The organism is Caballeronia mineralivorans PML1(12) (assembly GCF_001028175.1).
In the GTDB taxonomy this organism is placed as follows: domain Bacteria; phylum Pseudomonadota; class Gammaproteobacteria; order Burkholderiales; family Burkholderiaceae; genus Caballeronia; species Caballeronia mineralivorans.
In genome coordinates this window covers 89,661-96,927 of the sequence record NZ_AEJF01000152.1, presented here as the reverse complement: position 1 = coordinate 96,927, position 7,267 = coordinate 89,661, and the positions used below count along the sequence as shown (strand labels likewise).

The window sequence follows — 7,267 nt, the reverse complement described above, 5'->3', positions numbered from 1 at the left end:
GGCGTCGTCGGACCTGCCGGAGTGCTGGGTTGTGCCGGCGCGACCGCGGGCGCCGCAGCCACGGTATTCCGCAGATACCAGCTTTCGCTCGTCCCGGCAGTCACGCCGCCTTTGGCGAGATAGTACGAATACGCCCCCGCCTTGACGGACGCAGGGAGCGAAAACGAGCCAACGGCGCTGGTCGCGCCATTTGTGGCTTGCACCACCTGTATGCCATCGGCGACGGTCGCAGCCCCCGTGCCACCGACGTTCGTCACCAGCAACGTGCTGGACCCACTGGCATTGCCACCGCTGATAACGAGCCGGTCAGACGCGGAATTATCAGCGCCGACAACTGTATTGAGCGCGATCCTGGCGTTCTGCCCGACGTAATTCCCCGCGATCACAAGTCGATTGCCCACGCCCGTCCCGGCGATCTGGGCGAGTCCGTTATTGGTGAGCTGGCCCTGCACGTTGAATGTCCCAGATGCCGACGATGCAAAGCCCGGAAGCGCGTTAGCCGCAAAAATAGTGCCGTTGTTCGTCACATCGCCGATTACGCTTCCGTATCCGCCAAGATTCGCTCCGGCCGCCACCGAAACGGGGCCGCCGCCGCCGAGCGTCGCGCTGAAATGCGATATATCACCAACCACGAGCGTGCCCGCGCTGATCGTCGTCCCGCCGGTGAAGGTCGTAGGCGCCTGCAGCAGCAGTTGCCCGGTGCCGAGCTTGGTCAGCGAGCCCGCGCCTGAGATGCCTTGCGCCACGGTTGTATCGAAGGTTTGTGTATCGATAGATCCGCCCGCCACCCCAAGCACAATGGGGCGCGTCGCCGCCAGATCCAGCGCGTTGTTGAGGCTGAGGGTGCCGCCATCGAGCGTGAGGCCGCCCGTCGGAGCACCGAGCGCGCTATCGGCTCCGATAGCCAACGTACCCGCTTTGACCGTCGTTCCGCCGGAATAGGTATTGCCGCCAGTGGCAGCCGGGGCAAGCGTGAGCGTGCCGGCGCCGTCTTTCTCGACCGCGCCGGTGCCTGAAAGGGTGCCGGTGTAGCTGCCATCGGTGGATTGCGCAAACCGTACCAGCCCGTTATCGGTGACCGTGGACGGCATGTTTTGCGCGGTCGCCTGAAGTGTGCCGGCGGCATCGACCAAGGCGGCTGTCGTTGACGCGAACAAGCCGGTCAGGTTCAGCGTGCCGGTCTGTACTTCCGCGAGATTGAAGTCGCCTGTGCCGCTGAACGTCCAGGCATCGCCGGACATGCGCAAAGTCTTGAATCGGGTGAATGGATTCGATGCAGTACCGGTTCCCTGGAGAATCACCGTACTTAAGCCCGGGCCGCCACCGCCGTCAGCGGCCCCGATGATTTGCGAGCCCGTCTGAAGAATCAACGTGTTGGTGCCGTTGCCCATGGAAACGGTCGTGGTGCCGCCCGATTGCAAAAGGCCTGCGTTGACGATCGTGCTGGCGCCGTTCAGGGTTCTGACCGCCGCCGCGTTTTGACTGAAAATTTGGCCTCCGGCACGATTTTCGATAGTCGCCGTAAAGCTGGAGCCCACGGTATTCGAGAAGACCGCGTCCGAATCCGTGCCGGTTGCGGTGATGGTGCCGGTGTTGATCAGCGTGTCGTTGTTGCCCTGCAGGTAGGCCGTGGGGCTGCTCGCCCCTGACGTCGATAAACTCCCGCTGTTGTTGATCGTCCCGTTGCCGCCAATGATCGACGCCGCGCGGGCGTTGCTTCCCGACGTGGAAACGGAGCCGGTATTCGTCAGCGTATTGTTCGACTGCCCTACATTTGTCTGCCCCCAGGCCGCCGACATGCCGTAGGCGTTTGGCCCGGATGTGGCGATTGTGCCGTTATTGACCAGGGTGTTGCCGCTGCCGTTGGCGGCCAAACCGTCGTTGTAGGCGCCGGTTGTGGTGATTTTTCCCGTCGATGTATTCGTCAGCTGGTTTGTATCGCCCGTGCCGAGCACGACGGCGCCGCGGTTGGTCCCGGACCCGCCACCGCCGGTGAACGCCAAACTGCCGCTATTCGCGATGGTGCTCGCGCGCGTGACGCTGAATGCAACCGGCGCGCTCGCGCGGGACAGGGTGGCGGCGACCGTGGAATCGATTCCGATGTTGACCGCGCTCGAACCGGCCACCGCCGCAACCGGAAGAATGCCTGTACCCGTGCAAACGACGTTTGTTCCTGTCGTTGGCGCAGTCGAACTGCATGCTGCATTGGCCGTTCCAGACAGCGCCTCCGAAACAAGAACGGCGCTGCAAATGCCGATATCCAGCACTTTTTTCATTGATTTGGCGCTCTCAGGTCCCTTAATGCTCTCTAAAAATAGACTTTTTCCTTTGTCTTACCAAATGTTTTATTTACTATCTGGGCTTCCGCACGGTGAACGTCAAGCGTCTCTGCACTATGTACGCGCAGGTTTTTGGAGCTCTGTTTTGGAAACATCGGGCAGAATCCAATTGCCGACTGTCATTTTCGCGTGGTAAAAGGAGGCAGCAACGCTTGGCCGATTGACGGCTGGTGGCGCTACCAAAACGGAATTACGTCTCTTTTAGGAAAATCAGCAAATGGCAACAGGTATTGTGAAGTGGTTTAATGATGCGAAGGGCTTTGGATTCATTACGCCGGACGGCGGCGGTGATGACCTTTTCGCGCATTTCTCTGAGATCCGCTCGGAAGGCTTCAAGACACTGCAGGAAAACCAGAAAGTAAGCTACGAAGCGAAGCAAGGCCCGAAGGGTCTGCAAGCGTCGAACATCCAGCCGCTGTAATTCGTTACAGCACGGCTTGGTAGCATGACCGAATGGCCCGCCTAGGCGGGCCATTTGTTTTGGTGGGATGGACGCGGTGGGGCCGCTACGGGGCGCCCACGCGCTTAAGGGGCATCGATGGCAAGAGGGGCCGGGGCAACCGTCTCGACCTTGTCTGGAAAGAGGCGCGGATACAAAGCGCCGGCAATAGCCGCTCCAACGATCGGCGCCACCCAGAAAAGCCAGAGTTGTCCGAGCGCCGCGCCACCGGCGAAAAGCGCCGGGCCGGTCGAGCGTGCGGGATTGACCGATGTATTGGTCACCGGGATCGATATCAGGTGAATCAGCGTCAGGCAAAGGCCGATCGCGAGCGGAGCGAAACCGGATATGGCGCGTCCATCGGTCGTACCGAGAATGACCATCAGGAAGAAAAACGTCATCACGATTTCGCAGATCAGGGCGGCTGTCATCGAATAACCGCCTGGCGAACGCGCGCCGTATCCGTTAGAGGCAAATCCACTGGCGGCCGCGTCGAATCCAGGCACGCCCGAAGCGATGAGATACAGCACGAAGGCGCCAATGATTGCGCCAATAACCTGCGCCACGATATAGGGCACCAGGTCTTTGACAGGAAAGCGGCCCGCGACGGTAAGGCCCACGCTTACCGCCGGATTCAGGTGGCAACCCGATATATGTCCAAGCGCGTAGGCCATGGTCAGGACCGTCAATCCGAACGCGAGCGCGACGCCTGCAAATCCAATTCCGGTACCCGGGAATTTAGCTGCGAGAACCGCACTTCCACAACCGCCAAGAACTAACCAGAACGTGCCAAACATTTCCGCAGCGAGACGTTGTTGTAATCGCATGATGTGCCATCCAAGATTGTCTAACGGTTTCAATACGAATTGGCCAGACTGCTCGTTAAACGAAATGCTTCGTTTTTTTATATACGATCCTGTTCGAGTTTCAGCTTAGGGTTCAGGTGTCCGACCGGCCTTGTCAGCAAGGGCTCACCGACCCACCCAGCATGAACGCGCCATGCCGTGGATCTGGGCGGCTTACCTCTGCGAATCCATGGTGCAGTGCAGCTAACGCATCGCCTTTTGCACGATGGATTTCGCTTGTAAAAAGATCCTTCAGACACGCATTTAGTGTAGGACAAAGATTTTAAAAATCGATGTCATCTGCACCCACTCTTTGACTTGCCTCCGCGATTCAAATCCGCGGTCCACTTGCCGCCGCCGCGCGTGATGCTCTTGGCGCGCCGTGCTTTACTGCTTAAGTTGTTGCCATTTGCTATTCGCGCCGTCGTTCTTGCATGCGGTTGGTGACCATGTCTGCGTCTGGCCTTTCGCGTTAGCGACAATGGCAAGTGTCCGGCAACTCCGGTCACCATCCTTCTTTGTATTTACCGGCGTTATCGTGCCCGCAACATGGACGGGATTCCCGGTGCCGTTGTTGTTCCAGTCAAGCGCTTCGCCGTCCTGTTTCGAATCCAGAGCCGTTCGCGCAGCACGATTGAGCTGCTGCAAATCGCGCTCTTTCATATAACTGATCGGGGTGTTCATCAGAAAGCCGAGGTTCGCAGCATAAGAGCCTGCGGCATAGCTTAGGAATACAGTACAAGCTGTTAGTTGAAGCCAACCGCGGCGACCGTACGAGCATGAGCGAATGTGCATAAAGCGTCCTTAAAGTACGAGTTGGTATCGGGCTTGCCAGGCGATCAGACGTGGAAGTCGGCGGCCATATCCTCGTCCGTCCGCGCGACTAGCCGGCCTGTCCTGACGGCTTGAGTGAACAGATCGAAATCGCGTTCAACCTGATCCGCATAGTCCTTAGAGTAGGTGACCAGCGCTTCGGCGAATTGAGTGCCCTGGCCCAGATAGCCACTGATCTCAATCGATGAGCACGCGCGACTTTGTGAACGCGCAGACCGGCGAGCGTATGGACCGGCTGACTGCCGTGAAGCGGGTAGTCAGGGACTTCGTGGCGAGGTGCAAAGGGGATCGCATTGGCGTGGTGGTGTTTGATGAGGCGGCTTATCCGCAAGCGCCGCTGACGCTCGATCACGACAGCGTGCTCTTGCTGCTGAACCAGATGCAGATCCGCATGGTGGGTCCGCATACAGCGATTGCCGGAGGTGAGTTTTTCGGCTGCGGCGGCTAGGGAAAAGCCGCTCTTTGATATTCCCATTGATGCCTTGTCCAAGGGCGGCGCTCATCGGAGCGATTGTCATCGACCGGTCGCGAGCGCTTATCGCGTCCATGGTTTTTGCCTTCCTGCTTGCGGTAGTCTGGGTGTACCCGAGGTTAGCGAAGCGCTATAAGCAGGCTAGAAAGACTGTGGTTGCCGCCAGGAATCGTTATGCCGAAGGAGAAGCGCCAGCCTGGCGGATTTTGCGTGCGGCTGCGCGCAAGGGTCCTTTGCAGCGGATTGTTCCAGCGCTATATCGCTGGATGGACAAGAGCCCCGATTTCAAACATCCGGCGCGGGTAGACAGCCTCGATCCATTCGTCGACCTTGGACTTAAATCGCTAGCGGACACAATAGCGACACACTATTCGGGTCGTCCCGACGCTAAGCTTAATTGGAACGAAGCGGAAGGCGCGATTCGCCGCGCGGCTAAGCGCGCTCGCAAAAAACGCAAGACGCAGTCGCCGCTTCCGCCGCTAAACCGCTATTCAATGCCTAAGCGCTTAGGCCAGGTTCGCCGGGAACTTAGGGCTATATGCAGAATTAAGCACTGAGCTATACTTGCCGTCGTGAAAATCCTGCGTACCTTGTTCGTCTTGTGGCTTTGCGCGGTGCTGCCCCTTACGGGGCTGGCAGCTAGCGGCTCGGCCGGACAATGTCCCATGCAATCCATGACGGCCGACGCTGGCAATATGATGTCCGAGTCCATGCCCGGCTGCGAATCGATGGCAACGCCACCCGGTCAGGACAGCAAGTCGAAGGACTCGTTGTGCAAGATGACCGTGCAATGCCAGATTGGCTGCATGACCATTCCGGTGTCCGCACCCAGCGTCGCCCGGACTGCCGGCGCCTATCGGCCGATGTTCTTTCACTACACCCAGTCGCTGTTTGTCCGCGAGCCTGACGGCTTGTGGAAACCCCCTCGCGCGCTCTAACTCCCTTCGCCACTGGTTCGCCGCTTTAGCGGTGAGGTCGTCCTGCATTCAGGACGTGATTCCCTATGGGATCGACCGTTTGGGGTTGAGACATGCATTCATCTATTACCGCGCCGGTATCCCGACGCGGCTACGCGCGTGCGCCCGCGCTTGCCGTACTTCTATTCCTGCTTGGCGGCGGCGCAGCGGTTAAAGCGCAGGAAAGTGCTCTAACGCTGGACGCTGCGCTGTTATCTGCGACCGATCGCTCCGCCTCCATGCAGGCAGCACAGTCGTCTGTTCGCGCAAGCTCGCAGGCCGCTGTTCGAGCGGGGCAGTTACCCGACCCGATGCTTAAAGCCGGCGTGGATAACCTGCCCATTAATGGTTCGCAGGCGTTCACCATCGGCCAGGATTTCATGACGATGCGGCGTATCGGCATCGAACAGGAGTGGGTGTCGCCGGAAAAACGGCGTCTGCGTACCGAGTTGGCTAATCAGGAAGTAGACCGTGAACGCGCCGGTTATCTCGCTCAGCTAGTCAACGTGCGTGAGCAGACTGCAACCGCGTGGCTCACCGCGGCCTATGCCAAGAAGGCGCTTTTGCTGCAGCAGGAGCTGGCCGATCACATGGCGCACGAGTTGTCGGCGACGCAGGCGTCTTATCGGGGCGCCAAAGCCAGTGCCGCCGATGTGACTCAAGCGCAACTCATGCTCGCGCAGACGCGGGATCAATTGCTCAAGGCACAGCAATCGCTTCAGACGGCACTCATCGGCTTGTCGCGATGGACGGCAGCACCCGTTGCCGATGTCTCCGGCGAGCCGCCCGCACCGCAATCCGTGGTTGTATCGCTGCCGCCCGAGGAGCTTCAGCGGGTCGAGCCCGCGCTGATCAATGCATCGTCGGAAATAGCCGTTGCCGATGCCGGCACCGCCGTCGCCCAAAGCAACCGCAGCCCGAACTGGACCTGGGAAGTCGCGTATCAGCAGCGGGGCGGTCAGTACTCGAACATGGTGTCGGTCGGCGTCAGCATTCCCATTCCGCTGAACAGACGCGACCGGCAAGACCGCGATACCGCCGAAAAAGCCGAGTTGGGCACCAAGGCGCGTTTGATGTACGAAGACGCGCAGCGGCAAGTTGATGCCGATATCCGCAACTTGTCCGCGACGCTTGCCAGTGGGCGCGAACGCATCGCCAACCTGACCGCATCGCTCGTGCCTGCAGCAGACCAGCGTTTGCAACTATCGACCGCGGCTTATAGAGCGGGCACCGGATCGCTGGCGGACACCTTCGCCGCCAGGCGCGCCGTGCTCGATGCACGTTTGCAAGTGCTCGATCTCCAACGCGACGTATCGCTCACCTGGGCTCAACTCGAGTACCAGGTCGTGCCGCCTTCCATGACCTACTGACAGTGAGAAAAC

At 59.6% G+C, this 7,267-nt stretch carries 8 protein-coding genes; 4 read left to right on the top strand and 4 right to left on the bottom strand.

The features are described from left to right. The coding region (locus tag EOS_RS25950) for an autotransporter-associated beta strand repeat-containing protein (RefSeq protein WP_047895036.1) at positions 1-2,276 on the bottom strand (2,276 nt) is incomplete at its 3' end. 280 nt (positions 2,277-2,556) lie between these two features. Between EOS_RS25950 and EOS_RS25945 the strand changes: the two genes are divergently transcribed. Further along, positions 2,557-2,760 (top strand): cold-shock protein, encoded by a 204-nt coding sequence (locus tag EOS_RS25945; protein ID WP_031362205.1) that lies wholly within the window; start codon positions 2,557-2,559, stop codon positions 2,758-2,760. A 104-nt stretch (positions 2,761-2,864) separates the two neighbouring features. On the opposite strand, the gene aqpZ is transcribed toward EOS_RS25945, so the two are convergent. The 3 genes from aqpZ to EOS_RS46430 all read right to left on the bottom strand — a co-directional run bounded on the left by aqpZ (position 2,865) and on the right by EOS_RS46430 (position 4,621). Continuing rightward, positions 2,865-3,605 carry an aquaporin Z gene (gene aqpZ, locus EOS_RS25940; protein ID WP_047895035.1) on the bottom strand — a complete coding sequence of 247 codons (741 nt, stop codon included), beginning with the start codon at positions 3,603-3,605 and terminating at the stop codon, positions 2,865-2,867. Between the two features lie 405 nt (positions 3,606-4,010). After that, positions 4,011-4,418, bottom strand: coding sequence for a hypothetical protein (locus EOS_RS25935; protein WP_047895034.1), 408 nt, complete (start codon positions 4,416-4,418; stop codon positions 4,011-4,013). A 44-nt stretch (positions 4,419-4,462) separates the two neighbouring features. Continuing rightward, entirely contained in the window at positions 4,463-4,621 is a 159-nt protein-coding gene (locus EOS_RS46430; protein WP_235442975.1) for a DUF2252 domain-containing protein, read from the bottom strand. A 20-nt stretch (positions 4,622-4,641) separates the two neighbouring features. Here EOS_RS46430 and EOS_RS25930 point away from each other — a divergent pair, with 20 nt between their 5' ends. The 3 genes from EOS_RS25930 to EOS_RS25915 all read left to right on the top strand — a co-directional run bounded on the left by EOS_RS25930 (position 4,642) and on the right by EOS_RS25915 (position 7,255). After that, positions 4,642-4,905 (top strand): VWA domain-containing protein, encoded by a 264-nt coding sequence (locus EOS_RS25930; RefSeq protein WP_047895033.1) that lies wholly within the window; start codon positions 4,642-4,644, stop codon positions 4,903-4,905. 689 nt (positions 4,906-5,594) lie between these two features. After that, entirely contained in the window at positions 5,595-5,867 is a 273-nt protein-coding gene (locus EOS_RS25920; RefSeq protein WP_326972949.1) for a hypothetical protein, read from the top strand. Between the two features lie 92 nt (positions 5,868-5,959). Further along, positions 5,960-7,255: a TolC family protein gene (locus EOS_RS25915; RefSeq protein ID WP_047895030.1), complete on the top strand. Its 1,296-nt coding sequence runs from the start codon at positions 5,960-5,962 to the stop codon at positions 7,253-7,255. Positions 7,256-7,267: the final 12 nt, after the last annotated feature.